This is a genomic window from Caballeronia sp. LZ033 (assembly GCF_031451265.1).
GTDB lineage: Bacteria > Pseudomonadota > Gammaproteobacteria > Burkholderiales > Burkholderiaceae > Caballeronia.
This window is the reverse complement of the sequence record NZ_JARUXQ010000003.1, coordinates 859964-885831: the sequence shown is the minus strand read 5'-3', so window position 1 is coordinate 885831 and position 25868 is coordinate 859964. Positions and strand designations below refer to the sequence as shown.

The following is a 25868-nucleotide window of genomic DNA, read 5'->3' as shown; positions in this document are numbered from 1 at the left end:
GCCCATGAACCCGACCGCCGCCGACGCGCGCCCGCCCCTGCTGAAGCTCGACGCCATCTCGAAGGATTTCGGCGGCGTGCGGGCGTTGCGCTCCGTGCAGTTCGACGTGCTGCCGGGCGAAGTCCTGTGCCTCGCGGGCGAGAACGGCTGCGGCAAGAGCACGCTCATCAAGATCATCAACGGCGTGTATCAGCCCGAGGCCGGCGCGCAGATGCTGATGGACGGCGAGTCCATCCTGGGCCTCGATCCAGCGAAGGCGCGTGACCTCGGCATCCAGGTGATCTGGCAGGATCTCGCGCTGTTCCCGGAGATGACGGTGGCCGAGAACATCGCCTTCGAGCAGAACCTCGGCGGGTGGCCGCGTCTCGTCGATTACGGCAGGATGAAGCAGGCCGCGCGGCGCATTCTGGAGCGGCTCGGCGTGACGCTCGATCTGGGCCGGTCGGTGCGCGCGCTGTCGATTGCGCAGCGGCAGATCGTGGCCATTGCCCGCGCGCTGGTGCGCGACGCACGCCTCGTCTTCATGGACGAACCGACCGCCTCGCTGAGTCACGCCGAAACCGGCGCGCTGCTCGAGATCGTGCGGCGGCTGTCGGCGGACGGCATTGCCGTGGTGTTCGTCAGCCACCGGCTCGCGGAAGTGCTCGAAGTCTGCACGCGCGTGACCGTGCTGCGCGACGGCCAGTATGTCGGCACCTTTCCCACGCAAGGCATGACGCAGACGCGTCTCACGGAACTGATGACGGGCCGCACCTTCGATTACGCGGTGCGCGCGGCGGATCGTCCGGCGGCGCCCGTGGTGCTGGAGGTGCGGGGCCTGTCGCGCGGGCGCGAGTATCGCGACATCGCGCTCAGCATCCGCCGTGGCGAGATTCTCGGCATCACCGGACGGCTGGGCGCGGGCCGCACCGAGCTGGCGTTGTCGCTGTTCGGCATGACGCGGCCGCGCGCGGGATCGATCCACATGGAAGGCCGGGAAATCGCGCTGCGCTCGAACCGAGATGCGATCCGCGCCGGCATCGCCTATGTCTCCGAAGACCGGCTGCAACTCGGGCTGGTGCAGCCGCAATCGATCGGCGACAACACCGTCGCGGCCGTGCTCGACCGTCTGCTCGATGCCGCGCGCCTGATCTCGGCCCGCCGGCGCGGCGCGCTGATCGACGACTGGATCGGGCAACTCGCCGTGAAGATCGGCCAGCCGGACGACGCGGTGTCCACGCTGTCGGGCGGCAACCAGCAGCGCATCGTGCTGGCGAAGTGGCTCGCCACGAATCCGAAGCTGCTGATCCTCGATTCGCCGACGGTCGGCGTGGACGTGGGCGCGCGTGCCGGCATATTCGCGATCATCCACAACCTGGCCGCGCAGGGCATGGCGATCCTGCTGATCTCGGACGAGATTCCCGAGGTGTATTTCAACGCCGACCGCATCCTGCACATGCGCGACGGCCGCATCGCGGGGGAATACGTGCCGGGCAAGACCACGATGGAACACATCGAGCGAGACGTCCATGCCTGACTTGCGCAGACTCGGAATCGGATCGATCGAGGCGCTGCTGCTGCTCGTCATCGTCGCGATGATGATCGGCCTGAGCCTCACGACCAGCACCTTCCTCACGCTCTCCAATCTCTTTGACCTGCTCAACCAGAGCTCGGTCAACATCATCTTCGCCGTGGGCCTGCTGGTGGTGCTGATCGCGGGCGGCATCGACATTTCGTTCGCGGTGGGCGCATCGGTGGCGCAGTATCTGACCGCGCTCACCGTCATGCGGCTCGGCGGCGGCAACTGGGCGCTGGGCTTTCTCGTTGCCGCGTGCTTCGGCTTCCTGCTCGGCGCGATCAACGCGACCATCATCTACCGGTTTCGCATCGTATCGATTGTCGTGACCATCGCCACCTTCAACGTCTTCTTCGGCGGCCTGATGTTCCTGACGGGCGGCGTGTCCATCTACGACCTGCCGGACTGGTGGGTCGAGCGGGTGTCCATCGTCCATGTGGATACGCCCAGCGGCGTCGCTACGCTCGCGCTGCCGGTCGCGGTGATGGCGGCGGCGGTGCTGGCCACCTGGCTGCTCCTGCGCCGCACGACCACCGGCCGCCAGCTCTACGCGATGGGCGACAACCCCGAGGCCGCGCGGCGCGTGGGCGTGAACATCGGCGCGATGCACTATGTGGCGTTCGGCTGGCTCGGCATGATGGCGGGCATCGCGGGACTGATGCAGGCGCACTACGTGCAGGAAGTCGTGCCGAACGCGCTGTACGGCCGCGAACTCGATGTGCTGGCCGCCGTGGTGCTCGGCGGCGCGCGCTTGGGCGGCGGACGCGGCACGATCCTCGGCGCGATACTCGGCATCCTGCTGACCGCCATCACCGCCAACGGACTGAACCTGCTCGGCATCTCGCCGTATGCGTTCAAGATGATCATCGGCGCGATCATCCTGATTGCGATCACCCTGTCGAGCGGCGGCTTCACGAAGCTGGTCGGCGCGCGTCTGGCGTCGTCGGGCGCGAAGGCGGCGCCATGAAGACGCGTGCTTCCACCGGCGCGTTCGTGTCCGCCGATGTCGCCGGCCTGCTGGGCTTTCTGGTCATCGTGATCGTCGTGATGAGCTTCGCCTCCGAGCGCTTCTTCACGACGAGCACCTTCGTCTCGGTGGCGTTCCAGTTGCCCGAACTCGGCTTCTTCACGCTGGCCATGCTGATGCCGCTCATCTCCGGCGGCTTCAATCTGGCGGTGACGTTCACGGCGAACATTTCGGGCCTGGCGATGGCCTACGTGCTGCACACGCATGGCGGCGCGGACGCGGGCGCCGCCGCCGTGGCGCTCGGCATGGCCGCCGCGCTCGCCACGGGCGCCGCGTCCGGCTGGGTGATGGGCGCGGTCATCGCCCGCACCGGCGCGAGTCCGATCCTCGTCTCGCTCTCGATGATGATTTTCCTGCGCGGCCTCGGCGAATTCCTCACGCGCGGCGGCGACATCTCGGGCTTCCCGCCGTTCGTGCGCGAGATGGGCAACGGCGCGCTGCTGGGCGTGCCGATTCCGCTGTGGATCTTCATCGGCTGCGCGCTGGTCTGGCATGTCGTGATGACACGGTCGCGGCTCGGCTTCGCCACCCGCATGATCGGCTCGAATCTCGAAGCGACACGCTATTCCGGCATCGCCACGACACGCGCCGTCACGCGCATCTATATGCTGTCGGGGCTGATGTGCGGCGTCGCCGGCATCGTGATGGCCGCGCAGTTCAATTCGGTGCGCGTCGGTCACGGCGAGGCCTTCCTGCTGATCTCGGTGCTGGCGTGCTTTCTCGGCCGCGTCGATCCGTTCGGCGGCTTCGGGCGCGTGGCGCCGGTCGTCATCGCGCTGGTGATCCTGCAGGTGATCGCGTCGGGGCTCAATTTGCTCGGCGCGAACCAGCACCTCGCCACCGCGCTGTGGGGCGTGTTCCTGCTGGTCGTGATGCTCGTCCGCTGGGCCTGGGCCCGCGGCATTTCAAGAACCCGGGTCCGCAGACGCGCGACCGCATCGAAGGGAGTGGCACGATGAACAAGCTTGGCGTACATGCACTGGTCTGGGCGGGCGACCTGACGCCGGAATCGACGCGCAAGGTCATCAGCCAGACCAGGGAGGCCGGTTTCGATCTGGTCGAGCTGTCGCTGCATGGCCCGAAGGTCATGGATCTCGCGCTGACGCGCGATCTGTTGCAGGAGCATGGGCTCGGAATCGGCTGCTCGCGCGGCCTGACCTTCGATGCGGACGTGTCGAACGAAGACCCGGCCATCGTGGCGCGCGGCGTCGCGTTGCTGGAGGAAGGCATCACGATCACTTCGGAACTCGGCGGCGGTTATTTCGGCGGCATCCTGTACGGCGCGATGGCGAAGTACTCGGCCCCGATCACGCAGAAGGGCCGCCGCAATGCGATCGATTCACTGAAGCGCATCGCCGATTTCGCGCTCAAAAAGAACGTGACGCTCGGGCTCGAAGTGGTGAACCGCTACGAGAGCAATCTGCTGAACACGGCCTCGCAGGCGCTGGCGTTCATCGACGAAGTGGATGCGCCCAATGTGGTCGTGCATCTCGACACGTATCACATGAACATCGAGGAATCGGACTTCATGCAGCCGGTCCTGCAATGCGGCAAGCGGCTCGGGTATGTGCATATCGGCGAGAGCAATCGCGGCTATCTCGGTTCGGGTACCATCGACTTTTCGCAGTTCTTTCACGCGCTTGCGATGATCGACTACCAGGGCGTCGTGACCTTCGAGAGTTTCTCGTCGACGGTCGTCAACGAGCAGTTGTCGAACGCGCTCGCGATCTGGCGCAACCTGTGGGACGACGGCATGGACCTTGCGAAACACGCCCGCGCATTCATGGCCGGCGGCATCGACGCCGCGGCAAAGGCCAGGGCGCATCACTGATGATCGACGCAATTTATCTCGAACGCCTGCGACGTCTCGCCGATGCAGGCGGACGCCGCATCCTCGGTCTGGTCGGCGCGCCGGGCGCGGGCAAGTCCACGCTGGCGCAGGCCATTCTGGATGCCTTGCCGGACCAGGCCGTCGTCGTGCCGATGGACGGCTACCATCTCGCCAACGTGGAGCTTCAGCGGCTCGGACGCGCCGGGCGCAAGGGCGCGGAAGACACCTTCGACAGCGCCGGCTATGTCGCGCTGCTGCGGCGGCTGCGTGAACAGCGGCCGGATGAGGTCGTGTATGCGCCGGCGTTCCGGCGCGAGATCGAGGAACCGATCGCCGGAGCGATTCCGGTGCTGCCGGACGTGCCGCTGATCGTGACCGAAGGGAATTACCTGTTGCTCGAACACGGTCACTGGCAGGGCGTGAAGCCGCTGCTCGACGAAGTCTGGTACGTGAACGTCGATCAGAACCTGCGGCGCTCGCGGCTGCTGGCGCGGCACGTGAGCTTCGGCCGGAGCGAGGAGGCGGCGGAACAGTGGGTCAGCCACACCGACGATGTGAATGCCCGGTTGATCGACGCCACCCGCTTGCGCGCCGACGTGCAGTTCAACTGGCCCGCTTCCGGCTGACGCGCTTCAGATGAGCGTGGGCTGTGCTTCGCGCACCGCACCACGCCAACGCCCTTACTTCCCCTTGCCGTTCTGCGCGACGGCTTCGTCCGTTTCCCAGCCGCCGCCGAGCGCGAGGAACAGGTTCACCTGATCCACCGCCACTTGGCCCTCGGCTGCGGCGACCTGCGCGGCCACGCCGGTCAGCGTGCGCGTGGCGTCGAGGTCGTTGAGGAACGACTCTCGGCCCGCGCGATACAGCTGGTTGGTTTCATCGGCGGACTGGGTGGCCGAACGGTATGCGACGCGCAAGGCATCAGCGCGCGTCGTGTCCGAGGCATACGTGGCGAGATTGCTCTGCGTTTCCTGCAAGGCCTTCAGCACGACGCCGTCGAAGTGCGCGAGCGCACCGCTGCTCGATGCTTCCGCCTGCAGTACGCGGGCGCGCTGGCCGTTGATCGGAAAGTTCCAGCTGATCAGCGGACCGAATGCCCAGCGGTTCGTATTCGCGCCGAACAGGTCTTCCGCGACGCCCACCGATCCCACCGACGCCCCCAGACTCACCGACGGATACAGCGCCGCCGTCGCCACGCCGATGCGCGCCGTCGACGACGCCAGTTGCCGTTCGGCCTGCCGCACGTCGGGACGGCGCTTGAGCAGCGCGGCGCCATCGCCGACTGGAATCGGCGCGCGCAGCCGCGGCAGCTTGCGGCAGGCGAGCGCGGCCTTGGGCAGATCGGCGGGGGAGCGCGCCAGCAGCATCGCCAGGCGATATTGCGCGACCCGGCGGCGGGCGACGAAACGCGGAATGTCGGCGGCGAGCGTATCGGCCTGGGTTTGACCGCGCGTGACTTCGGACTGGTTGCCGCGGCCCGCGTCGCGCAGACGCTGCGTGAGCTTCACGCGCTGCTTCTGCAGATCCAGCGACTTGCGCGCGATCTCCAGTTCCTCTGCCGCCGAGCACGATTCGACATAGGCCCGCACGACATCGGCGACCACCGTGATGCGCGCGAGGTCCTGCGCGGCTTCGACCGCTTCGTCATCGGCGTTCGCGGCTTCGATGCCGCGCCTGATCTTGCCGAACAGGTCGAGCTCGTAGGACACGGACAAATCGAGCGCGCCTTCGTTGACGACCGGAAGTTTCTCCGTCAACAGATACTGTTCCGCCGATTCCTGCGCGCGCTGGAACGCCGCCGACGACTTGCCGGAGAAGCCGCCTTGCTGGTTCGCGAATTCCACTTCGGCACGCGAACGCGCGAGGTTCGCCGCCGCGACGCGCAGGTCCGCATTCGACGCGAGCGCCTGCTCGACGAGTTGATCGACTACCGGATCGTCGTAGAGCCGCCACCATTTCGACGGCACCGCGCCCTGCGTGACGGGCGCCTGATCGGCGCCGTCGAGCGGCGCGTTCGCGTAGGGCGCGTTGACGGCGGCCTTGTCGGGTAGCGTGTAGTCCGGTCCGACCGTCATGCAGCCGGCCAGCGCGAAGGCCGTCGCCGCCGCGAATGCCAGCCCCTTCATCGTGCGCACGCCGTTCATTGCGAGGCACCTGAAGCCGGTGCAGCAACGCTCGACGTCGGCGCGGGCGCGGAAGCGGGCGATGTCTCCGACGCCGCGCGCTTGCCGATCGCCGGCCCGATGCCGCGCACCGACACCGTCGCCGTGCGGCCCGCGATCAAACGAAAGTCGGCCGGAATTTCATCGAGCGTCACGCGCACCGGAATGCGCTGCGCGAGCCGCACCCAGCTGAAGGCCGGGTTCACGTTCGGCAGCAGGCTCGGGCTTTGTTGCCGGTCACGGTCCTCGATCGCCGCGACAATGCTCTGCACATGTCCGCGCAGCACGTTCGGCTCGCCCATCACCTTGATGTCCACCGGCTGGCCGATGTCGATGCCGTGCAGCTTGGTTTCCTCGAAGTAGCCATCCACGCGGAACGAATGCATGTCGACCACGGAGAGCACCGCACGCCCGGCCGCGATGTATTCGCCGACGCGCGGCGCGCGGTCGTTCAGATAGCCGTCCACGGGGCTGACGATTTCGGTGCGGTCGAGATTGAGCCGGGCCGTATCGATGGCGACTTCAGCGTCCGCGAGCGCGGCCGTGGCCGTCTCGACGCGCGAATGGGTTTCCTCGGTCACTTCGCGCGCCACCAGATTGCCGAGCGAGCGGTTGCGCACATCTTCGCGGCGCGCCTGATCGAGCGTCGCGCGGCGCTGCTGCGCGGCGGCCTGGGCGTTGCGCAGCGCCAGCGCATAGCGGGCGCGGTCGATCACGAACAGCACGTCGCCCTTCTTCACTTGCTGGTTGTCGGTCACATGCACTTCGGTGATGAGCCCGGACACGTCCGGTGCGACCTGGATGACGTCGGCGCGCACGTGCCCGTCGCGGGTCCAGGGCGCGAACATGTAGTAATCGACCAGCTTCCACAGCACGACGGCCGCAATGGTCACGACGATGAGCGTAAGCAGAATCTGCCCGAGGGAGAACCAGGTTTTTTTCACGAGATGAGCCGCTGCGAAACGATGACGACAAGACCCAGCACCAGCACGTAGATGCCGAGATCGAAAATGGAGCGATGCCAGACGAACCGGTAGAAGCCGACGCGCGCGAGCACGGTGCGGATCGCCAGGTTCACGAGGTAGGCGACGAACATCAGCACCAGCACGGCCGGCACGAACACGCCAAGGATGTCGATTTCGCCGATCATGTTGGGCGTTCCGTTGACAAGGAGGTGACGAGAATCATGCCGGCTCCTCACGCGGCGCGGCGCCGTTCTGCGCGGCCGTTTGTGTTTCCGGCGGATGCAGCGACAGGCGCATGCCGACCAGCGCATGCAGCGTGTCGCGCAGCCACCTTTCGGCGACGGCATCGGCGGCGGGCGACTGCGCAATGGCGCGGGCAGCCACTTGCGCGCTGGCCGAATCGATGCCGCGAATCAGTTCCGGCGGCACCGGCTGGCGCGCGCGGCGCGCGATGCAGGACTGGAAATAACCGCGCAGCGCGTCGAGCACGGCATCGACGGAATGCTGGAGTTCCGCCGGCAGCTTGCGGCGCGAGCGGCGCAGATCGAGAGCATTCAGCGCGACGCGGAAATCGCGGAAGCTCTCGATGGAAGGATGGCGCTGCGAATCGCTCGATGCATGACGCGGCAGCAGTTGCATCAGGCGATCGAGCATGCGCGCGTAGAGATTGCGCTGATCGTCGATGACTTCCGCCGAGGACGCGCTCACCACGATATCCGCCCACGCCGAACGCGTGAGCCGCGCGGCGGCGAGTTCCGCGCCGAACGGCCGCGTCATGCGCGTCCAGATGAACGCGAACAGCAGGCCCGCCACGCCGGCGAGGTTGCTGTTGATGAAGACGAAGAAGTTCGCCTCGTAGGCGCTCTGGATGCTGATGAAGGTGGCCGTGTTCACCGCCACGAGCATGGTCACGAGATTGAAGCGCGGGCGCGGAATCAGCGTGCCGATGATGAGGAACGGCACCGCGAAGATGATGACGAGCATCGGGAAATCATGCACGTGCGGCAGCACTGCGAACACGTACAGGCCCGCCAGCACCACGCTCATGCAGGTCGCGACGAAGAATGTGAAGACTTGCGGCGCGGGTTCGTCGAGTGCGGCGAAGAAGCAGCAGGCCACGGCTGCGAGCGTCACCGCGCCGGCGCCGTCGTTCCAGCCGGATTCGATCCACAGGCTGCACGCGACGATGATCGCGCTCACCGCGACGCCGGTCGAGAACAGCATCATGCCGCGGTCGAAGAAGCGCGCCGTGCCGCCCAGCCGCCAGTGGCGGAAGTGCGGACGCCATTCGCTCGTCTCGTTGAGGATGGCCGCGCGCAGCGCGCGGATGTCCTGCCACACGTCGATCACCTGTCCGAGCCGCCACAGCGCATTGGAGAGCAGCGCGCCGTCCAGCGTGGCCAGCGCCTCGACGAACGGGCGCATGGCAAGGATGCGCGCGCGGAACGCATCCGGCGCGGCTTCGTGCTCGATCTCTTCCGCCGAGCGCGGCGCAGGCGTGCCGACCCAGTCGGCCACGTCCTTCAGCAGCGCTTCGAGCCCTTCCGGATATTGCCGGTGCTTGTCGAACAGTTCGATCAGCGGATCGGCCATCGATGAAATCAGCGGCAGGAAAATCTGCATGCGGCCCTGCAAAGCGCGCGCGCGGCGGATGATGTCGGGCCGCGCGTGATCGTAGGTCAGCTGGCTCAGCAGCAGTTCCAGGCCATTGACCGTGGCCGCGAGCCGCTGGCGCGTCGCCGAGAGCGTCGCGCCCGCGATATGGCCGGAGAGCGTTTCGCTCGCATAGAACGCGGCGTCGCGGAACCAGGCGTCCGTGCGTTCGACCAGCGTGGGCGCGAGCCGGCTCGGAAACACCGCACTGCCCACCACGCTCGCCACCACGATGCCGAGCAGGATTTCCTCGGTGCGGGTCATCGCCAGGTCGAAGACGATGGTCGGGTCCGTGACGGCGGGCAGCGCGATCAGCGGCAAGGTATAGCCCGCCAGCAGGAACACATAGCTGCGCGCGCTGCGGTCGAACATCGAGAGATAGAGCAGGGTGCCGGTCCACAGCGCGACGACCACGCTGAACAGATACGGCGATTCCACGAAGGGCGGCACGATCAGCACCGCGCCCGCCGCGCCGATCATCGTGCCGAGCGCGCGGTAGAGCGCCTTCGAGCGCGTCGCGCCGACGAAGGGATTCGACACGATATAGACGGTCGCCATCGCCCAGTAGGGACGCGGCAATTGCAGCGCGAGGCCGATGTACAGCGCGATCATCGCGGCCGCGAAGGTCTTGGCGGAGAAGAGCCATTCGCGCGCGGAAGGAAAGGACATGTGGCTAGGCTCCGCGTTTCGCGGCGGGCCGGGCCGGCTTGGGCTGCGGTTCGACGGCGGCCATCGCGGCGAGGAGATTGCCGTCGGACAGGTCGCTGAAGGCGTTGAGCACGCGCAACGTGGTTTCCAGATCGGCGCGGCTCACGCCCTTGAGCAGCCGCGCGCGCAGCGTGATCAGCCGCTCTTCCATGCGCGTGGTGACGGCGCGGCCTTCGTCGGTCAGCGTGATGGTCTTGGCGCGGCGGTCTTCCGGGTCTTCGTCGCGGCGCACGAGGCCTGCCGCGCACAACTGGTCGAGCAGCCGCACCAGCGAAGGCCCTTCAATGCCGACATGTTCCGCAAGGGTCACCTGGCGGACGGCCTCGCCGAGGCGGTTGGCGGTCAGGAGCGGCACCGCGCAGGCTTCCGATACACCGTACGAGGCGAGCACGCCGTGACTGGTGCGGCGCCAGCGTCGCGCCGCGAGCACGAGCGTGCTGCTGACGGAGCGGCGCAGGAGGTCGAGAGAGGTCATGGGCCGCGATTATAGCCAGAACTCTATTCGTTAGCCTCCTATCGAACGATAAACAACGGAGGAATTTTCTTTCAGCTTGCTTGCTTGCTGGAGCGGGCCGTCGAAAAGGCTCAGGGCGTCGCGCCTGCTTCGGCGACGATCCAGTCGCGAAACAGCCGCATGCCCGGCGAGAGGCGCCGCGAGCGCGGCCACGTGAGCCAGTAGCTGCCGGTCTTCACTTCGATGTCGAACGGCCGTGCCAGCAGTCCGGTACGCAACTCGCGCTCGAACATGCGCGACGGCACGAGCGCGACGCCCGCGCCCTGCAACGCGGCTTCGACCATCAGGCGCGAGGAATCGAACACGGGGCCGTTCAGGGTCCAGGCGTCGAGCCCGGCGGCTTCGAACCAGCTGGTCCAGTCGTCCGCGCGATAGGAGCGCAGCAGCACTTGGTTTGCAAGGTCGGCAGGCGTGCGAAGGTTGCGTGCGATCTCGGGCGTACAGAGCACGGCGAGCGGTGCGTCGAGGAGCATGGCGCTGTGCGTCGCGGGCCAGGCGCCGGTGCCGAAGCGAATGGCGAAGTCGAGTCCTTCCGATGCCGGATCGACGAGATTGTTATGCGTGAGCAGCCGCAATTCGACGAACGGATGCGTCTGCGCGAAGGCCTTCATGCGCGGCATCAGCCAGCCGACCGCGAACGTGCCGACCACGCCCACCGTCAGCACCTCGTGGAAATGCCCGCCCTCGAACTGCTTGAGCACCGCTTCCATGCGGCCGAACGAATCGCTCAGCACGGGAAGCAGCGCGCGGCCTTCGTCGGTGAGGCCGAGACCGCGCGGCAGGCGTTTGAAGAGCGGCGTGCCGAGACGTTCTTCGAGTGCGCGCACCTGCTGGCTGACGGCGGCCTGGGTGACGCTCAGTTCTTGTGCGGCGCGCGTGAAACTCAGATGCCGTGCCGAGGCTTCGAAGGCGCGCAACGCATTCAGCGGAAGATAAGGACGCAGGTTTTGCATAAGTTTTTCTTTTGGCTGGGGCAAATTATCGTCGATTGCGGCGCAGCCTGAAACGGCGGATATTTCGCTTCGGCTCAATCACGGCAATTATGAGAAGCTTCGATGAACATTAAAATCCGCAAGATGGTGTGTCTGGCACTGGCCAGTTTTTCTTTTGGCGGCGCAAGCAGTGCGGCGTTCGCCGCAGGTTCTGATAAGGCGAGCGTGCAGCACACGGTCGATGAAACCATCAAGCCCCTCATGGCGCTGCACGGCATTGCGGGCATGGCGGTGGGTGTTGTGGTGGGAGGCCGGGCGTATGTGTTCGACTACGGCGTGGCATCGAAGGAGACGAAGCAGCCCGTCACGCGCGATACGCTGTTCGAGCTCGGCTCCGTCAGCAAGACCTTCACCGCGACACTCGCCTCGTATGCCCAGACGAAAGGCGACTTGTCTTTGAACGATCCCGTCGGCAAGTATCTGCCGTCCCTGAACGGCAGCGAGTTCGGCAAGGTCACGCTGCTCAATCTCGGCACGCACACGCCGGGCGGTTTGCCGCTCCAGGTTCCCGACGACATCCACGACAACGCCCAGCTGTTGCAGTACTTCAGCACGTGGCGTCCGGCGCGGCCGCCCGGCACGGTGCGCACGTATTCGAATCCCGGTATCGGCACGCTGGGGTTCATTACCGCGAAGGCCATGAACCAGGACTTCGACGCGCTGATGCAGACGCGCCTCTTTCCCGCGCTCGGCCTGAGGCACAGTTACATGCACGTACCCGCCGCGAAGCAGCGCGACTATGCCCAAGGCTATGCACAGGACGACCGGCCGATCCGCATGAAAGGCGGCGTGCTGTCTTCCGAGGCGTATGGCGTGCGCACGACGGCAGCCGACCTGACGCGCTTCATGCAGATCAACATGAATCAGGTACGTGTCGATCCGGCATGGCAGCGCGCGGTTACCGCGACGCACACGGGTTACTTCAAGGCGGGTCCGATGACGCAGGACCTGATCTGGGAGCAGTATCCGTATCCGGCGGCGTTGCCCGCGCTGCTGGAAGGAAACGGCCAGGCGATGATCCTGAACCCGACGCCCGTCACCGCAATCGATCCGCCGCAGCCGCCGCGCGATGAAGTCTGGATCAACAAGACCGGTTCGACGAACGGCTTCGGCACGTATATCGCGTTCGTGCCGAGCGAGGGCGTGGGCATCGTGATGCTGGCGAACCGCAACCTCCCGAACGACGACAGGGTGAAGGCCGCCTATGCGATCATCACGGCGCTGACCGGCGCACCCCAGAACAAAAAACGATGACGCATGCGGATCGATCCCTACAGTCTTGAACTCTTCATCTCCGTGGTCGAGGAGGGATCGATCGCGCGCGCCGCGAGCCGCGCGCACATCGCGCCTTCGGCGTTGAGCCGGCGGATCGCGGACCTGGAGAGCGCCATCGGCGCGGCGCTGCTGATCCGCTCGCCGGCGGGCGTGCAGATGACCGAGGCAGGCCAGCATGCCTATGCCGGCGCGCGCTCCATCCACCGTCAGCTCGAAGGCATGGCGCGCGAGATCCAGTCGCTGAGCGGGCAGGTGGCCGGCGTGGTGCGGCTGCATGCGAATGCGTCGGCCATCGTGGGTTTTCTTCCCGAGCGCCTGACGCGCTTCAAGGCGTGCTATCCGCTCGTCGACATCGCCCTGACCGAGCAGATCAGCGACGAAGTCATCCGCGCGTGCCTGGACGACCGCGCGGACGTCGGCATCTCGGCGCGCTCGAATGCACCGGCGGGTCTCGATACCTGGCATTTCGCCGCCGATCCGCTGATGGTCGTGCTGCCGCCCGATCACGCGCTCGCGCAAGCCGATGCCCTGAGTTTCGCGGACGTGGTGCGCTTTCCGCTCGTGGCATTGCAGGCGGGCGGCTCGCTCGATCAGACGCTCAAGGAACACGCCGACGCCGCCCGCGCGCCGCTCAACGTCTCCGTGACCGTCAACAGCTTCGACGCGCAGTGCCGCATGGTGGAGGCGGGGCTGGGCATCGGCATCGTGCCGACGAGCGCGGCGTCCGCCTTCGCGGGATCGCACAGCTTCGTGCGCGTGCCGCTGCACGAGACCTGGGCCAGCGCGCGTTCGCTGTGCGTGCATGCGCCGCGCAAGTCTTCGCGGCTGAAGGTCGTGCAGGCGCTGATCGACGTGTTGGTGGAGCAAGAGGGTTAACCCGGACATCGCATTCCGCGATGTCCCCGCTGCCCATCCGGCACTTCCGCCGCGCATGCGTCCCGGTCTAGATTGGCAGGCAGGGAGAATGCGATGGCCACACTGCAATTGAACGGGCGGATTCTGTTTCTGAGCGCGGACGCGGACAAGGTCGAGCGGCAACTGGCGGGCGAAGACTTGTCGGCGGAAGCGGCAGCCCCGTTGCGCGACGATGTCTCCACCGACGAAATCACGCCCATCAGCGTACTCACGCGCTTCGACGAACGGCTCGGCCAGTGTCCGTATGTCGGCTTCCATGTGGATGGCCGACGTCCGCTGGGCCGCGATGCCGTGCGCGCCGGCGGCTTCCAGGTGACCGTCGCGGGCAACCGCTACGGCAAGGGTTCATCGCGCGAACACAGCCCGCTCGCGGAGCACTACGCGGGCATCCGGCTCGTGATCGCCCGCAGCTTCGAGCGCATCTATCGGCAGAACGCGGACAATCTCGGCCTGTTCACCTCGACGGACTTCGGTCTGATCGAGCGCATCCGCCGTGGCGAGGCGATCGACATAGACGAACTGGTCGAAGGGCGCGATCCGCTCGCAGCCGCGATTCTGCGCAGCGGCGGCCTGTTGCGATACGGCCAGGCGCATATGTGCCGCGTGAGCATCAACGCGCCCTCCGACGATGCCGCGCCGCGCACCCTTGTCGAGAAAATTCTCGCGCGCCACGCGTTGAATACCGGCGCCACAGATGCATCGATTGAAGCGGGCAGCGGCATCTTCGTGCGCGCGGACTGGCGCTTCATCCACGAGTACTACACCGGCATGGCCGCGCACATGCTGCACGCGACCTTCGGCCGGCCGCTCGCGCTGCACGACGCGAACAGCATGCTCGCGTTCGAGGATCATCTGTCGTATTCGCATCGCAGCGAACTGCACGTACAGAACGGCTTGCTGCCGGACGTGCGCGAACTGTCGGCGGCGCATCGTGCGTTCGCGAGCGACTACGGCGTGCGCAATCACGGCTATCTGAACGAAAACGCCAGCGAAGTCGAAGAAGGCTCCGAAGGCATCTCGCACGCGATGATGGCCGAACGCTACGCGCTGCCGGGACAGGTCGTGGCCGGCACGGATTCGCATACGCCGCATAGCGGCGCTCTGGGCTGCGTCGCGTTCGGCGTCGGCACGACGGACATGGCGAACGCCTTCGTCACGGGCGCGGTGCGCATGACGGTGCCGGAGTCGCTGCGCATCGAGCTGCGCGGACCGGTGCCTGCCGGTGTGACCGCGAAGGACATCGTGCTGCATCTTCTCGCGGACCCGGCGATCCGCTCGGGCGCGGGCGTGGGCAAGGTGTTCGAATTCACCGGCATGGCCATCGCGGCCCTGTCCACCGATGAGCGCACCACGCTCACCAACATGACCGCCGAGCTGGGTGGTTTCACGGGCATCGTCGCGCCGGACGAGGAGACGGTGCGCTTTCTCAGGGAGCGGCGCGGCATCGAGTTCGTCATCGAACCGTGGATGCACAGCGACGCGCACGCGCAGTACGCGGGCCGCATCGAGATCGATTGCGCGCAGCTCACGCCGATGCTCGCCGCACCCGGCGATCCGGGCAATGGCGTCGCGCTGGCGGCGCTCGGTGAACGGCCGCGTATCGATATCGCTTATGGCGGCTCCTGCACGGCGGGCAAGCGCGAAGACTTCGATCACTATCACGCGGTGCTCGCCTGGGCGGCGGCGCGCGGACTGCGCGTGCCCGACCACGTCAGGCTGTATCTGCAATTTGGCACGCAGGACGTGCGCGACTACTGCATCGCGCGAGGCTATGTGGAGGCGTTCGAGCAAGTCGGCGCGATCCTGCTTCAGCCCGCTTGCGGGGCCTGCGCGAACTGCGGTCCGGGGTCGTCGACGGAATCCGCGCAGGTAACGATCAGCGCGATCAACCGCAACTTCCCGGGCCGCTCGGGCCCGGGCAAGGTGTGGCTCGCCAGCCCGCCGACGGTCGCGGCCAGCGCGCTGGCAGGCAGCGTGATGTCGTTCGCGGAATTGCGCAGCCGCTTCGCCGCCGACGCCGCCTGAACGCCACGCTCACAGCGAGCGCTGGATCGCCTGGCCGAGCAGGTCGAGACCGAGGTCGATCTCTTCCTCGCTGACGGTCAGCGGCGGCGCGATGCGGAACACGCCGCCCATGCCCGGCAACTGCACGATATTCATGCTGAGACCCAGTTCCATGCATGCACGCGTGATCTTCGCGCCGAGGCCATCGGCGGGTTCCTTGGTGCGCCGGTCCTTGACGATTTCCACGCCGAGCAGCAAGCCGCGTCCGCGCACGTCGCCGATGCAGTCGAAGCGCTCCATCAGATCCAGCAGGCCGCTCCTGAGCCGTTCGCTCATCTTGCCCGCGCGGGCGACCAGTCCTTCGTTCTCGACCACGTCGAGCACCCGCAAGCCGACTGCGGCGGGCAGGGGATCGGAGACGTGCGTCGTATAGAACAGATAACCGCGTTCGTGCGCGCGTTCCTCGATCTCGGCGGTGGTCAGCACGGCCGCGAGCGGCAGGCCCGCGCCGAGCGTCTTCGAGAGCGTCAGGATGTCGGGCGTGACGCCGTCGCGCTGGCAGGCGAACATCGTGCCGGTGCGGCCGACGCCGGTCTGCGCCTCGTCGAGGATCAGCAGCATGCCGCGCTCCTCGCACTTGCGCTTGAGCGCCGCCATGTAGCCTTCGGGAAGCTCGATGATGCCGCCCGAACTCAGGATGGGTTCCGCGATGAAGGCGGCGAGATTGCCGCTCGACTGGCGGTCGACGAGGTCGAACGCGTAGTCGAGTTCGGCGAGGTAATCGTAATGGCCGTTGCGCTCGAATTGCGGCCGGTAGGTGAAGGGCGCGGGAATCGCGAACGAGCCCACGGCGGCCGGTCCCACACCCTTGCGGCCCGCGCTGTATGTGGCGGAGGCCGCGTGCCCGGTCATGCCGTGCCACGACTGCGCGAAGCCGACCACTTCATAGCCGCCGGTCACGAGTTTCGCCATGCGGATGGCGGCTTCGTTGGATTCAGCGCCGGTGCTCAGCAACAGCGCGCGTTCGAGAGCGCCTGGCGCGACTTCGGCGAGGCGCGTCGCGAGATCGACGACCGGCCGCGACAGCATGCCGCTGAAGAGATGGTCCAGCTTGCCCGCGTACTCGTTGATCACCGAGACGATTTCTGGATGGCTGTGGCCCAGCACCGAACTCATCTGTCCCGAGGTGAAGTCCAGGATGGCGCGGCCGTCGGCGTCATAGACGAAGCTGCCTTGCGCGCGTTCGATGATCATCGGCTGGAAGGTGGCGCCGTAGCGGATCAGATGGTCTTGAGCGTTGCGCCAGAAGTGTGCGTCTTGGTTCAGGGACACGGTGCGTCTCCGGACGGAATGACAGGAAGGAACCTGCAGTCTAGTGGGCGCTGCGGCGACGGAGAATCGAATAGTTCTAATGTGAGCCAGAAAGGAGGCTAATACCTGTTGCCGGTTTTTGCACGAAGGCACGGATTGTTTCTGCCACGGTTATGATGTCGGGCGGCGCGCCCGGCCGTCCTGCATGCGGGCGCTTTCATTCGCGCTTTCAATCGAATAACAATACTTCATCGATGGTGCCGAACCGAACCGCCCGCGCAATCCGACATTCCTTTCTCTCACTCGCCACCTTGCTCACCTGTGGCGCAGCGCACGCGCAGAGCAGCGTCACGCTCTATGGCGTGATCGACACCAGCATCGAAGTCACCGATCCCGGTTCCTCATGGACGCCGCGCATGGATTCGGGCGCGTATCGCGGCTCGCGCTTCGGCGTGCGCGGCTCGGAGGCGCTGGGCGGCGACACGCGCCTGCTGTTCGATCTGGAGAGCGGCTTCAGCTCGGCCGACGGCACCTTCGCCACCGCCAACACGATCTTCAACCGGCAGGCGTGGATCGGCGTCGGCGCGCCGTGGGGCGAACTGCGCATGGGCCGCCAGTATTCGCCGATCTATATCCCGTTCAAGGGCGGGCTCGACGCATTCGGCGCGGGCACGATTGCATCGGGGCTCAACAACCTGTCGAAGATCACGCCCTATACGGACAACGGCATTGCGTATCTGTCGCCGGACTTCCACGGCTTCACGACCACGCTGATGCTCGCGTTGCGCGACACCGGCGACGGCAACGGCCTCGGCGGCTCGTATGAAACCTTTGCGTATCGCAACGGCCCGTTCCGGGTCTCGTATGCGCATCAGCAGACCAACGGCAGCGGCGCGTTGCGCTCGAATCTTGGCGGCGTGTCGTATCGCTTTGGCCATGCGACGGCCTTCGTCTCGTACTTCAACGGCGACGGCGGCACGCCGCGCTATCACGACGACGGCGTATCGGTATCGATGCGCTATGCATTTTCACCGCGCTTGCGTGCATCGCTGGGCTACGCATTCGCGCGCGACCGCTCGGGCGGCGACAACGATGCCGACCAGTTCAGCGTCGCGTGCGAATACGATGTGTCGCCGGCGCTGCTGCTGTACGCGAGCGGCGCGCTGCTGCGCAATCGGAGCGACGCGACGTTCACGCTGCGCGGCGTGAACGTGGTCGGTTTGCCGGCGGCTTATCCTGGCGCGCCGATACGCGGTGTGCAGCTGGGCATGATCGAGCGCTTCTGACACGCGCGATCAGAAGCGATGCAGCAAGCCGATGCGCAAGGCGACTTGCGAGCTGAAAACGCCCCGCTGCGGCTCAAGCCGGACCAGCCCGGCGCATCTGTTCGGCGAGTTCGTCGTGTTCCCGCGCGGCGAGTGCATCGGCGGCGCCTTCGCGGTCGCGCGCTTCCTTGTTCTGACTGAGCTTGGACTTGCCCACCAGCGAGGTCAGCGCAATCTCGATCCCGACAATATTGCGCAGCATGCCTTCGATGAAATCGGCCGGCGCGTCGCCCATCTTCCACGGCGCGGGTTCGTTCGACTCATGACGGCGCGTCAGGCGCGCCACGATGCCGCGCAGGAAGCGTTCGTCGTCGCGGATCGTGAGCGTGCCATGCGCGTGGACCACTTCGTAGTTCCAGGTCGGCACTTGCTTGTGCGCCTCGTGTTTGCTCGGATACCAGTTCGGCGAGATGTAGGCCTGCGCGCCCCGGAAGACGACCATCACCGGCGTGCCGGCGGGGCAGCGCTGCCAGATGTCGTTGGCGCGCGCGACGTGCGCCGTCAGCAGTCCATGCGTGCCGATGTCCGGATCGAACTCGAAGGGAATGTGGTTCGCGTCCAGCCCGGTAGCGTCATGCGTGACGAGCATGCCGAGCGGATGCGCATGGATGATGCGATGCAGTTCGTCGGGACGCGTGACGGCGAAGTGCGGCGGAATGTACATCGTGAGTCCTCGAACGGGGTGGGTGCGGAAGACGACACTCTCGCGTGAAACAGGCACAATGAGAAGATCCAGTTTTGGTGAATTTGCATGGGCCAGTTTGGCGAGCCGGGTGCCGGAACCAGCCGGCGCATCTACGACATGCTGCGCGCCCAGATGGCCGACGGCACGCTGCCCGCAGGCGCCCGCCTGCCTTCGACCCGCGCGCTGGCGGCGGACCTCGCGGTCTCGCGCACCACCGTGACCGCCGTCTACGAGCAGCTTGCGGCGGAAGGCTTCGTGCTCACGTCGGCGGGACGCGCGGCGCGGGTCGCGAGTCCGCCCGTTGCGCCCGCCGTGACGGGAGCGCCGCGTTCGTCGGTGCGCGCGCCGGTGCTGTCGGACTTCGGGCGGCGCGTGGCCGGCATCGCAACGCCGCCGCTGCCGCTGCCCGCGCCGGGCGGCATCCACTTCCTGTATGGCGCGGTGGCCGCGCGCGAGTTTCCGGCGCAACTCTGGCGGCGCGCCTGGCAAGCCGAGTTGCTGCGCCAGCAAGACAGCCTCTACTACGTGCCGCCCGAAGGCGAGGCCGCGCTGCGCCGCGCATTGCAGACGTATCTGCGGCGGGCGCGCGGACTGGTCTGCGACGCCGAACGCATCCTGATCGTGAGCGGCGCGCAACAGGGCATCGACTTGTGCGCGCGGCTGCTGCTCGATCCCGGCGATGCCTTTGCCTTCGAGGATCCCGGTTACCTCATCGCGCGGCATAGTTTCGAGGCGGCCGGCGGGCGGCTCGTGCCGGTGCCCGTCGACGACTCCGGCCTCGACACGCGCCGTCTGCCGGCGGACGGCGCGCGGCTGGTCTACGTGACGCCTTCGCATCAGTTTCCGCTCGGCGGGGTGCTTCCGGTGGGACGTCGGCTCGGCCTGCTTCAATGGGCGCAGGCGCATGAAGCGTGGGTGATCGAAGACGACTACGACGGCGAATTCCGCTACGGCCAGCGTCCGATCGATGCGCTCCAGTCCATCGATTCGAGCGGCCGCGTGATCTACATCGGCACATTCTCGAAGGCGCTGTCGCCGCATTTGCGGCTCGGCTATCTGGTACTGCCCGACGCGCTGGTGAACGCGTTCCGTCAGGCCAAGCGTCTGAGCGACCGTCACGCGCCGGTGCTCGAACAGCGCGTGCTGGCGTCGTTGATCGAAAGCGGCTCATATGAACGGCATGTGCGCCGCATGCGTCGCGAGTACGAGCGGCGGCGCGCGGCGCTGCTGGACGCCATTGCCGCATCTTTGCCCGCCGACGCGCGCGTGGCAGGCACGGCCGCGGGACTGCATGTGGTGCTGTGGCTGCCATCGCTGCGGCCCGACGATGAACCCGCGCTGGTCGCCGCGGCGCACGAAGCAGGCATCGGCGTTTATCCGGTGTCGCCGCTGTTCGCGAGTGCGCGTCGCGCGGCTTCGGCCCGCGTCGCGGGGCTGATGCTCGGCTACGCGAGCCTGACCGTGGAGGAGATTCGCCAGGGCATTGCGACGCTGGGGCGCGTCGTGGAGGCGTTCGAATCCTGAAAAGAAAAAAGGAGAAGGACGCGCGTGCGCGTCTTCTCCTCGTGTGCTGCCCGGCGATGCTTACAGCTTCATGCCGCCCAGCGCGCTGCCCACGGCGGTGAGTTGCTTCGTGACGTTGGTCAGATCGACGTCGGTGTGGGTCGAGGCATCGACTTGCGTGACGGGAGCCACGTTGGTCTGCGGGCTTGCGAACGACACGCCGCCCATCTGCCCGTTGGCGTTGATGCCGTTGTTCTGGAAGATGGTGCCGCTCTGGAAAATGGTGCCGCCGACGATGGCGCCCATTTCGGCACGGTCGAGGTCCTTGGTCACGGCGAGGTTGTCGATCTTCAGCATGGTCAGTCTCCTGGGTGGTTCGGTGGGTTGGTTGAGCACCAATCGTTGCGCTCGCACCTTCTTATGCGAGAGGTGTGCCAGGAGCGCGCACGCAACCTGAAGATCACGCCGGAGCCTTGTGCGGAAAGCCTGAGTGGGGTTTGATCCCGGTTGCGAAACCATCTCGGCGGCCACCGGACTGTCGGCGCCGATGAAACGGCAAGCCGCAATGTGTCGGCCACGGACCAACCATCGCGACAACAGCTCCCACGCAGCCGTTCGACAGCGTCGAACCGGCGATTCATCCGCCGCGCTCTGTTCCGGCCGACATGCCGCGACTATGCTTTGAACCGTCCGGACGTTTCGTTCAACGCTTCGAGATCCGAAGGGATCGCGCCGATGAAAGAGCGTCGTCGAGCTTCAACTTCTTCAACAGTGGCTGTCATGAATCGAGCAGTGACGATAACGGTTTCGATCCTCATAGCAGGGTCGATATTATCGATGGTGGCGTTTGCCGGAACTTCGCAGAAAGGCTGTGGGCTCATCCAGACGAACTTCGACGACTACACGGATTGCGTGGTCGACACGGGCCGCGGGAATCGCGCGGGGATCCATCTGTTCCCGTTGCACAGACGCCGTCATGGCATCGCGGACTCGGCGTAGCGATACGTGCTGCGCGACCCGCTCGTCACTTCCCGTCGAAGGAATCGTCGCGCCCATGCCCTTGTTCTTCAGGAAGCGATCACGCGCAGTCGAGCCGGACACATGAACGACCCTCTCAGGAAGCACGGACGGCGGCGTCTGTCCCCCTGGCCCGCGTCTGTCGCGGCGCTGAGCCTGGCCGGCTGCGTCAATTACATGGGCATCGGCAGCGACAAACAGATTGCGCCGGCATCGCACTACGAAACCGGCGCGAGCCTGCCCGCCGAGCACGGCGCGTGGCCGGCGATGGACTGGGCCATGCAGTTTGGCGATCCGCAATTGCCGCAGCTGATCGACGAAGCGCTGAAGGACGCGCCGACGATCGAGCAGGCGCTCAGCCGCATCGACAAGGCGGTGTCGCTGGTCGGCGGCGCGCGCGCCGGACTGGCTCCGAACGTGACCAGCAGTTATCAATGGAACCGGCAACGCTTCACGCTGAACACCCTCTATCCGCCGCCCTATGGCGGCACCTGGCAAAGCGAGAACACGGCGCTCCTGAGCGCGTCGTGGGATCTCGATCTGTGGGGCAAGAACCGCGATCGCCTGCACCAGGCCGTGTCGCAGCAAAAAGTTGCGGACGCCGAGGCTCAACTGGCGCGCATCACGCTCGCGGCATCGGTGGCGAGCACTTATAACGACCTGGCGCGCCTCTATGCGTTGCACGACCTCCAGGACAGCGAGGTGCAGAACCGTCAGGACATCGGACGGATCACGGACCGGCGCGTGACTGCGGGACTCGATACCGACGTCGAGCGCCAGACCGCCGAGGGCGAAACGGCGACCACGCACACCAACGTCAAGAGTCTCGACGGGCAGATCATCGCGACCCGCTATCAGCTCGCCGCCTTGCTCGGCGCGGGCCCGGATCGCGGCTTGAGCATCGCGCGGCCGTCGCTCGGGACGGGCGAGCCGATCATGCTGCCCGACAACCTGCCGGCCGACCTCTTGTCGCGCCGTCCGGACATCGTCGCTGCGTACTGGCAGGTCGATGCCGACATGCAGAACGTGAAGGAAGCGAAGGCCGAATTCTTCCCCGACATCAACCTGACCGCGGTGGCCGGACTCGACGCCTTCGGCTGGGGGCAGTTCCTGACCGCCCAGAGCAGCGCCATCCAGTTTGCGCCCGCCATCCATCTGCCGATCTTCGACGCCGGCGCGTTGCGCGCCCAGTTGAAGGGCCGCTACGCGGACTTCGACTATGACGTCGCGTCCTACAACCAGACGCTCGTCAATGCGCTTTCGGACGTGGCAACCCAGGTCGCGCAGATTCATTCGACGGACGCGCAACTGGTGGAGGCGCGCCGTGCGCTGAGCGCGCAGACCAAGGCCTGGCAGCTTGCGCTGGTGCGTTACCGGGCCGGCTTGATCGCGCAGTTGCAGCTGCTCGATGCCGACGACAACCGGCTCGCCGCCGCGACCACGGTCGTCACGCTGGAGATGAGCCGCCGCAGCATGCAGATCGCGCTGATCCGGGCGATGGGCGGCGGTTTCGACGGCTCCGGCGCAGCCCTCGCGGCGACGACGCCCGCTACGCCCACCACACCCACGACACCGATTCCTGCCCCGCGGCCGGGCCAGGAATAACCGCATTTTCGAGTCTTGCCGGAGCTATCGATGAACTCTCCCGCGTCACCGGCGCCCGTCAAAGCCGCGCGCCGCAAATGGCTGCTGACGCTGATCCTTGCCGTGGCCGTGCTGGCGGGCATAGGCTGGGGCGTCTATTACCTGCTGGTCGCGCGTTATCACATCGAGACCGACGATGCCTATGTGGACGGCAACATCGTGCAGATCACGCCGCAGACCTCGGGCACGGTGATCGCGGTCAATGCGAACGACACCCAGCTCGTGAGCGTGGGCGACACGGTCGTGCAGATCGATCCCGCCGATGCGCGCATCGCGCTCAAGCAGGCGGAAGCCGATCTGGGGCAGACGGTGCGCCGCACGCGCGGCCTGTACGTGGACAACGACCTGTATCGCGCCCAGATCGAGCAACGCCAGTCGGATCTCGCCAAGGCGCAGGCCGATCTGCGGCGGCGCCTGGATACCGGCACGAGCGGCGCCGTTTCGCAGGAAGACGTTTCACATGCGCGCGAGGCGGTCGTGTCCGCGGAAGCCGCGCTCGACGCGGCCCGGCAGCAGTTGAACGCCAATCTCGCGCTGACGGCCAACACGACGATCGCCGATCATCCCGACGTGCTGTCGAGCGCCACGCGCGTGCGCGACGCCTGGCTCGGCTATGCACGCACCACCTTGCCCGCGCCGGTGACGGGCTATGTCGCGCAACGGTCGGTGCAGGTCGGGCAGCGCGTTTCGCCCGGCATGCCGCTGATGTCGATCGTGCCGCTCGATCAGGTATGGGTCGATGCCAACTTCAAGGAAGTGCAGCTGCGCCATATCCGCATGGGTCAGGCCGTGGATCTGACCGCCGATGTCTACGGCTCCTCGGTCGTCTATCACGGCAAGGTGGTGGGCGTCACGCCCGGCACCGGCTCGGCGCTCGCGCTGCTGCCCGCGCAGAACGCGACCGGCAACTGGATCAAGATCGTGCAGCGGCTGGCGGTGCGTATCGGCATTCCGGCGGAGGAGTTGCGCAAGCACCCGTTGCGCGTGGGGCTTTCGATGAACGCGGACGTCGACGTGAAGAACACGTCGGGCGCGCAAGTTTCGACGATGCCGGTCCTTGCCGCCGGCGCCGCGGACCGGACCGACGTCTTCGCCCGTTACGGTGAAGAAGCCGAAGCCGCGATCGCGCGCATCGTCGACCACAACAAATAATCCCCGCCCGAGCTTCGACGATCCCATGTCCAAGGACTCCACGGAACTTCCTCCGCTGACGGGTGCGACGCTCGCGCTCGGCTCATTCAGCGTGGGCCTCGCAGGCTTCATGACGGTGCTCGATTCGTCGATCGCCAACGTCGCCATTCCGACCATCTCAGGCAACCTCGGCGTGTCCGGCGACCAGGGCACGTGGGTCATCACGGTGTTTTCCGCGGCCAACGCCATCTCGATTCCGCTGACGGGCTGGCTCACGGCGCGGGTCGGACAGGTGCGCCTGTTCGTCACCGCGATCCTGCTGTTCACGCTCGCGTCATGGTTGTGCGGCATGGCGCCGACCTTTCCGGTGCTGCTGCTCGCGCGCGTGCTGCAAGGCGCGGTCGCCGGGCCGTTGATCCCGATGTCGCAGGCGCTGCTGCTCAGTTCATGGCCGAAGGCGAAGTCGTCATTCGCGCTCTCGCTGTTCTCGATGGTGGTCGTGACCGGCCCGATCATCGGCCCCGCGCTGGGCGGCTGGGTGACGGACAGCTTCAGCTGGTCGTGGATCTTCTTCATCAACGTGCCGGTCGGCCTGTTCGCGGCCGCGACGGTATGGATGATCTATCGCCGCCGCGATACGCCGGTGCACAAGCTGCCCGTCGATGTAGTCGGACTCGTGCTGCTGATCCTGTGGGTCGCATCCCTGCAGGTGATGCTCGACAAGGGGCAGGACCTCGACTGGTTCTCGTCGGGCACGATCGTCGTGCTGTGCATCTGCGCGGTGGTGGGGTTCTCGTTGTTCGTGGTCTGGGAGCTGACCGACCCCAACCCGATCGTCGACCTGACGCTCTTCAGGCAGCGTAACTTCCTCGGCGGCACGATTTCGATCTCCATTGCCTACGCGATCTTCTTCGGCACGCTCGTCCTGTTGCCGCAGTGGATGCAGGACTATCTCGGCTACCGCGCGGTGGATGCCGGCCTCGCCACCGCGCCGCTCGGCATCTTCGCGGTGATCGGCTCGCCGCTCGTGGGGCGCATGCTGCCGGGCTCGGACGCGCGCGTGATCGGCACGTTTGCGTTCATCGGCTTCGCCATCGTGTACTACATGCGCTCGTTTTTCTATGTCCAGTTGAGCGAGGACTACATCGTGCTGCCCACGCTGCTCCAGGGCATCCCGATGGCGCTGTTCTTCGCGCCGCTGACCGTCATCATCCTGTCGGGACAGCCGCCGGAAAAAGTGCCGGCCGCAGCCGGCCTCTCCACCTTCGCGCGTACGCTGGGCGGCGGTATCGGCACGTCGCTGGCGAGTGTCGTATGGAACGACCGCACGATCCTGCATCACGCCATCCTGACCCAGCATTCCAGCCCGAACAACCCGTTGTTCAACGCGCAGATGCAGGCCTACCATTCGCTGCTCGGCCTCGGGCAGGGCGCGTCGTACGCGCTGTTCCAGAGCACGGTGCAGACGCAATCGGCGATGCTCGGCCTCGACGACGTGTTCTACGGCGCGGCCATCGTCATGATCGCGATCATTCCGCTGATCTGGATCACGAAGCCTGACAAAGGCGGCGATACGACGGTCATCGCGCACTGAAGCACGCGTGCTTTGATCAGACCTGAAAGCGTGTCTGGCAGCGCGCTTTCCGGCAAG

Annotated in this window: 22 protein-coding genes; 13 read left to right on the top strand and 9 right to left on the bottom strand. The window is 66.5% G+C overall.

Features of this window, described 5'->3' with window-relative positions; translation table 11 throughout:
- Positions 1–4 precede the first annotated feature (4 nt).
- The 5 genes from QCE62_RS25235 to QCE62_RS25215 are packed head-to-tail and all read left to right on the top strand — an operon-like array spanning position 5 to position 5039.
- Positions 5–1516, top strand: coding sequence for a sugar ABC transporter ATP-binding protein (locus QCE62_RS25235; RefSeq protein ID WP_309924366.1), 1512 nt, complete (start codon positions 5–7; stop codon positions 1514–1516).
- Positions 1509–2522, top strand: coding sequence for an ABC transporter permease (locus QCE62_RS25230; protein ID WP_309924364.1), 1014 nt, complete (start codon positions 1509–1511; stop codon positions 2520–2522). The genes QCE62_RS25235 and QCE62_RS25230 overlap by 8 nt, the downstream gene beginning before the upstream one ends.
- Positions 2519–3541 carry an ABC transporter permease gene (locus tag QCE62_RS25225; protein WP_309924362.1) on the top strand — a complete coding sequence of 341 codons (1023 nt, stop codon included), beginning with the start codon at positions 2519–2521 and terminating at the stop codon, positions 3539–3541. Before QCE62_RS25230 ends, QCE62_RS25225 begins: the two co-directional genes overlap by 4 nt.
- Complete coding sequence (locus tag QCE62_RS25220; RefSeq protein WP_309924360.1) at positions 3538–4413, top strand: sugar phosphate isomerase/epimerase family protein; 876 nt, start codon at positions 3538–3540, stop codon at positions 4411–4413. Before QCE62_RS25225 ends, QCE62_RS25220 begins: the two co-directional genes overlap by 4 nt.
- On the top strand, positions 4413–5039 hold the full coding sequence (locus QCE62_RS25215; RefSeq protein ID WP_309924357.1) for a nucleoside/nucleotide kinase family protein: 627 nt from the start codon (positions 4413–4415) through the stop codon (positions 5037–5039). The genes QCE62_RS25220 and QCE62_RS25215 overlap by 1 nt, the downstream gene beginning before the upstream one ends.
- A gap of 54 nt (positions 5040–5093) precedes the next feature.
- On the opposite strand, the gene QCE62_RS25210 is transcribed toward QCE62_RS25215, so the two are convergent.
- From QCE62_RS25210 to QCE62_RS25185, 6 genes are all read right to left on the bottom strand, one after another.
- On the bottom strand, positions 5094–6557 hold the full coding sequence (locus tag QCE62_RS25210; protein WP_409017910.1) for an efflux transporter outer membrane subunit: 1464 nt from the start codon (positions 6555–6557) through the stop codon (positions 5094–5096).
- Complete coding sequence (locus QCE62_RS25205; protein WP_309924354.1) at positions 6554–7519, bottom strand: HlyD family secretion protein; 966 nt, start codon at positions 7517–7519, stop codon at positions 6554–6556. Before QCE62_RS25205 ends, QCE62_RS25210 begins: the two co-directional genes overlap by 4 nt.
- Positions 7516–7725 (bottom strand): DUF1656 domain-containing protein, encoded by a 210-nt coding sequence (locus QCE62_RS25200; protein WP_309817100.1) that lies wholly within the window; start codon positions 7723–7725, stop codon positions 7516–7518. The genes QCE62_RS25205 and QCE62_RS25200 overlap by 4 nt, the downstream gene beginning before the upstream one ends.
- A gap of 34 nt (positions 7726–7759) precedes the next feature.
- Positions 7760–9862, bottom strand: a complete 2103-nt coding sequence (locus QCE62_RS25195; protein ID WP_309924351.1) for an FUSC family protein — start codon at positions 9860–9862, stop codon at positions 7760–7762.
- 4 nt (positions 9863–9866) lie between these two features.
- Positions 9867–10376, bottom strand: coding sequence for a MarR family transcriptional regulator (locus tag QCE62_RS25190; RefSeq protein ID WP_309924349.1), 510 nt, complete (start codon positions 10374–10376; stop codon positions 9867–9869).
- Positions 10377–10486: 110 nt separating this feature from the next.
- Entirely contained in the window at positions 10487–11368 is an 882-nt protein-coding gene (locus QCE62_RS25185; protein WP_309924348.1) for a LysR family transcriptional regulator, read from the bottom strand.
- A 123-nt stretch (positions 11369–11491) separates the two neighbouring features.
- Here QCE62_RS25185 and ampC point away from each other — a divergent pair, with 123 nt between their 5' ends.
- The 3 genes from ampC (at position 11492) to QCE62_RS25170 (ending at position 15622) form a co-directional block, all read left to right on the top strand.
- Complete coding sequence (gene ampC / locus QCE62_RS25180) at positions 11492–12661, top strand: class C beta-lactamase (protein WP_409017924.1); 1170 nt, start codon at positions 11492–11494, stop codon at positions 12659–12661.
- Positions 12662–12664: 3 nt separating this feature from the next.
- On the top strand, positions 12665–13558 hold the full coding sequence (locus QCE62_RS25175) for a LysR substrate-binding domain-containing protein (RefSeq protein ID WP_309924346.1): 894 nt from the start codon (positions 12665–12667) through the stop codon (positions 13556–13558).
- A 93-nt stretch (positions 13559–13651) separates the two neighbouring features.
- The gene (locus QCE62_RS25170) at positions 13652–15622 is read left to right on the top strand and encodes an aconitase family protein (RefSeq protein ID WP_309924343.1); all 1971 of its coding nucleotides are present in this window, start codon (positions 13652–13654) and stop codon (positions 15620–15622) included.
- Between the two features lie 9 nt (positions 15623–15631).
- Here QCE62_RS25170 and QCE62_RS25165 read toward each other — a convergent pair whose 3' ends face one another.
- The gene (locus QCE62_RS25165; RefSeq protein WP_309924341.1) at positions 15632–16933 is read right to left on the bottom strand and encodes an aspartate aminotransferase family protein; all 1302 of its coding nucleotides are present in this window, start codon (positions 16931–16933) and stop codon (positions 15632–15634) included.
- Between the two features lie 233 nt (positions 16934–17166).
- Between QCE62_RS25165 and QCE62_RS25160 the strand changes: the two genes are divergently transcribed.
- Positions 17167–18198: a porin gene (locus QCE62_RS25160; RefSeq protein ID WP_309924338.1), complete on the top strand. Its 1032-nt coding sequence runs from the start codon at positions 17167–17169 to the stop codon at positions 18196–18198.
- Between the two features lie 73 nt (positions 18199–18271).
- Here the strand turns inward: QCE62_RS25160 and QCE62_RS25155 are convergent, their stop codons facing one another.
- Entirely contained in the window at positions 18272–18901 is a 630-nt protein-coding gene (locus tag QCE62_RS25155; RefSeq protein WP_309924336.1) for an FMN-binding negative transcriptional regulator, read from the bottom strand.
- Positions 18902–18988: 87 nt separating this feature from the next.
- On the opposite strand from QCE62_RS25155, the gene QCE62_RS25150 reads away from it, so the two are divergent.
- Positions 18989–20446, top strand: a complete 1458-nt coding sequence (locus tag QCE62_RS25150; RefSeq protein ID WP_309924333.1) for a PLP-dependent aminotransferase family protein — start codon at positions 18989–18991, stop codon at positions 20444–20446.
- Positions 20447–20506: 60 nt separating this feature from the next.
- Here QCE62_RS25150 and QCE62_RS25145 read toward each other — a convergent pair whose 3' ends face one another.
- Positions 20507–20782 carry a hypothetical protein gene (locus QCE62_RS25145; RefSeq protein ID WP_309924330.1) on the bottom strand — a complete coding sequence of 92 codons (276 nt, stop codon included), beginning with the start codon at positions 20780–20782 and terminating at the stop codon, positions 20507–20509.
- Positions 20783–21526: 744 nt separating this feature from the next.
- Between QCE62_RS25145 and QCE62_RS25140 the strand changes: the two genes are divergently transcribed.
- The 3 genes from QCE62_RS25140 to QCE62_RS25130 are packed head-to-tail and all read left to right on the top strand — an operon-like array spanning position 21527 to position 25811.
- A complete protein-coding gene (locus QCE62_RS25140; RefSeq protein ID WP_309924327.1) occupies positions 21527–23047 on the top strand; it encodes an efflux transporter outer membrane subunit in 1521 nt (506 codons plus the stop codon).
- 30 nt (positions 23048–23077) lie between these two features.
- Positions 23078–24238, top strand: coding sequence for an HlyD family efflux transporter periplasmic adaptor subunit (locus tag QCE62_RS25135; RefSeq protein WP_309924326.1), 1161 nt, complete (start codon positions 23078–23080; stop codon positions 24236–24238).
- A gap of 25 nt (positions 24239–24263) precedes the next feature.
- Positions 24264–25811: a DHA2 family efflux MFS transporter permease subunit gene (locus QCE62_RS25130; protein ID WP_309924324.1), complete on the top strand. Its 1548-nt coding sequence runs from the start codon at positions 24264–24266 to the stop codon at positions 25809–25811.
- Positions 25812–25868 lie beyond the last annotated feature (57 nt).

Excerpts from the sequence above, each read along its gene's own strand:
- QCE62_RS25215 (WP_309924357.1), top strand. The coding sequence starts at position 4,413 with ATGATCGACGCAATTTATCTCGAACGCCTGCGACGTCTCGCCGATGCA.
- QCE62_RS25150 (WP_309924333.1), top strand. The coding sequence starts at position 18,989 with ATGGGCCAGTTTGGCGAGCCGGGTGCCGGAACCAGCCGGCGCATCTAC.
- QCE62_RS25160 (WP_309924338.1), top strand. The coding sequence starts at position 17,167 with ATGGTGCCGAACCGAACCGCCCGCGCAATCCGACATTCCTTTCTCTCA.
- QCE62_RS25225 (WP_309924362.1), top strand. The coding sequence starts at position 2,519 with ATGAAGACGCGTGCTTCCACCGGCGCGTTCGTGTCCGCCGATGTCGCC.
- QCE62_RS25145 (WP_309924330.1), bottom strand. The coding sequence starts at position 20,782 with ATGCTGAAGATCGACAACCTCGCCGTGACCAAGGACCTCGACCGTGCC.
- QCE62_RS25195 (WP_309924351.1), bottom strand. The coding sequence starts at position 9,862 with ATGTCCTTTCCTTCCGCGCGCGAATGGCTCTTCTCCGCCAAGACCTTC.
- QCE62_RS25185 (WP_309924348.1), bottom strand. The coding sequence starts at position 11,368 with ATGCAAAACCTGCGTCCTTATCTTCCGCTGAATGCGTTGCGCGCCTTC.
- QCE62_RS25140 (WP_309924327.1), top strand. The coding sequence starts at position 21,527 with ATGAACGACCCTCTCAGGAAGCACGGACGGCGGCGTCTGTCCCCCTGG.
- QCE62_RS25135 (WP_309924326.1), top strand. The coding sequence starts at position 23,078 with ATGAACTCTCCCGCGTCACCGGCGCCCGTCAAAGCCGCGCGCCGCAAA.
- QCE62_RS25200 (WP_309817100.1), bottom strand. The coding sequence starts at position 7,725 with ATGATCGGCGAAATCGACATCCTTGGCGTGTTCGTGCCGGCCGTGCTG.
- QCE62_RS25155 (WP_309924336.1), bottom strand. The coding sequence starts at position 18,901 with ATGTACATTCCGCCGCACTTCGCCGTCACGCGTCCCGACGAACTGCAT.
- QCE62_RS25235 (WP_309924366.1), top strand. The coding sequence starts at position 5 with ATGAACCCGACCGCCGCCGACGCGCGCCCGCCCCTGCTGAAGCTCGAC.
- QCE62_RS25230 (WP_309924364.1), top strand. The coding sequence starts at position 1,509 with ATGCCTGACTTGCGCAGACTCGGAATCGGATCGATCGAGGCGCTGCTG.
- QCE62_RS25220 (WP_309924360.1), top strand. The coding sequence starts at position 3,538 with ATGAACAAGCTTGGCGTACATGCACTGGTCTGGGCGGGCGACCTGACG.
- QCE62_RS25190 (WP_309924349.1), bottom strand. The coding sequence starts at position 10,376 with ATGACCTCTCTCGACCTCCTGCGCCGCTCCGTCAGCAGCACGCTCGTG.
- ampC (WP_409017924.1), top strand. The coding sequence starts at position 11,492 with ATGGTGTGTCTGGCACTGGCCAGTTTTTCTTTTGGCGGCGCAAGCAGT.
- QCE62_RS25210 (WP_409017910.1), bottom strand. The coding sequence starts at position 6,557 with ATGAACGGCGTGCGCACGATGAAGGGGCTGGCATTCGCGGCGGCGACG.
- QCE62_RS25170 (WP_309924343.1), top strand. The coding sequence starts at position 13,652 with ATGGCCACACTGCAATTGAACGGGCGGATTCTGTTTCTGAGCGCGGAC.
- QCE62_RS25130 (WP_309924324.1), top strand. The coding sequence starts at position 24,264 with ATGTCCAAGGACTCCACGGAACTTCCTCCGCTGACGGGTGCGACGCTC.
- QCE62_RS25175 (WP_309924346.1), top strand. The coding sequence starts at position 12,665 with ATGCGGATCGATCCCTACAGTCTTGAACTCTTCATCTCCGTGGTCGAG.